This is a genomic window from Bradyrhizobium macuxiense, assembly GCF_001542415.1.
Lineage (GTDB): Bacteria > Pseudomonadota > Alphaproteobacteria > Rhizobiales > Xanthobacteraceae > Bradyrhizobium > Bradyrhizobium macuxiense.
Map to the genome: position 1 here is coordinate 215,659 of NZ_LNCU01000088.1, position 1,775 is coordinate 217,433.

Below are 1,775 nucleotides of genomic sequence, written 5' to 3' on the forward strand. Positions count from 1 at the left end.
GGCCACTGCTAAGCCGGCCGCAGCCGAAGCCGTGCCGGAGGGATCGCTCCCGGTGCCGGCGCCGTTGCAAGGCACGATCGTCGCGATCGATGTCGCGGAAGGTGATCTCGTTCGCCCGGGCCAGCAGATCGCCGTGCTGGAATCCATGAAGATGGAGCATCTCGTCGCCGCGCCGCATGGCGGCCGGGTGACCAAGCTCGCGGGCGGTCCCGGCCTCACGCTGATGCATGGCGAGCCGATCCTGTTCCTCGAGCCTGCCGAGGTCGATGGTCACACCGCGGAGGAAGAGGCCGCGATCGATCTCGACCACATTCGCCCCGACCTCGCCGAGCTGATCACGCGCAAGGCGATCACGCTCGACGAGAACCGCCCGGCCTCGGTCGAGCGCCGCCGCAAGACCAACCAGCGCACCGCGCGCGAGAACATCGCGCAGCTCGTCGATGAAGGCTCGTTCGTCGAATACGGCTCGCTCGCGATCGCGGCGCAACGCCGCCGCCGCAAGGTCGAGGATCTGATCAAGAACACGCCCGCGGACGGCCTGATCTCTGGCATCGCCACCGTCAACGCGAGGGATTTCGGCCCCGAGGGCGCGCGCTGCATGGTGATCTCGTATGACTACACCGTGCTCGCCGGCACGCAGGGCCATATGAACCACAAGAAGATCGACCGCATGCTCGGTCTGGCCGAGCAGTGGCGCATGCCGCTGGTGTTCTACGCCGAGGGCGGTGGCGGCCGTCCCGGCGATACCGACCGGCTCGGCATGACCGGCCTCGACGGCCCGTCCTTCGTGCAGTTCGCAAAACTCTCCGGGCTTGTGCCCGTGGTCGGCGTCGTCTCCGGCTATTGCTTCGCCGGCAACGCCGCGATGCTTGGCGTCTGCGACGTCATCATCGCGACGAAGAATGCATCGATCGGCATGGGCGGTCCCGCGATGATCGAGGGCGGCGGACTCGGCGTCTACCATCCGGCCGAAGTCGGCCCTGTCTCGTTCCAGTCGCCGAATGGCGTGATCGATATCCTGGTCGAGGACGAGGCCGAGGCGACGACGGTCGCGCAGAAATACCTGTCCTATTTCCAGGGCGCGGTGAAGGACTGGACAGCGCCGGATCAGCGGCTGTTGCGCCGCGCGATCCCGGAGAACCGCTTGCGGGTCTACGACATCCGCAACGTGATCGATCTGATTGCCGACGAGGGTTCGGTGCTGGAGATCCGGCGCGATTTCGGCGTCGGCATGATCACGGCCTTCATCCGCATCGAAGGCAAGCCGTTCGGCCTGATCGCCAACAATCCGAGGCATCTCGGCGGCGCGATCGATGCGCCGGCCGGCGACAAGGCAGCGCGCTTCATGCAGCTCTGCGACGCCTTCGACATCCCGATCGTGTCGCTGTGCGACACGCCCGGCTTCATGGTCGGCCCCGAGGCCGAGAAGACCGCGATTGTGCGCCATGTGGCGCGGATGTTCGTCACCGGCGCGAGCATCACGGTGCCGCTGTTCGGCGTCGTGCTGCGCAAGGGCTACGGACTCGGCGCGCAATCGATGATTGGCGGCGGCTTCCACGCCTCATTCTTCACGGTGGCCTGGCCGACCGGCGAATTCGGCGGCATGGGCCTGGAGGGCTATGTGCGCCTCGGCTTCCGCAAGGAAATGGAAGCGATCGAGGATCCGGTCGAGCGCGAGACATATTTCCAGACCAAGGTCGCCGAGCTCTACGCCAACGGCAAGGCGGTCTCGATCGCCTCCGTGCTCGAGATCGACGAGGTGATCGACCCCGCCG

General features: G+C 66.6%; 1 protein-coding gene. It reads left to right on the forward strand.

Translation table 11 applies throughout. The annotated features are described in order from the left end of the window. Positions 1-1,775 (forward strand): carboxyl transferase domain-containing protein (locus AS156_RS44980; RefSeq protein WP_283807942.1); only part of this gene is annotated, 1,775 nt, incomplete at both ends.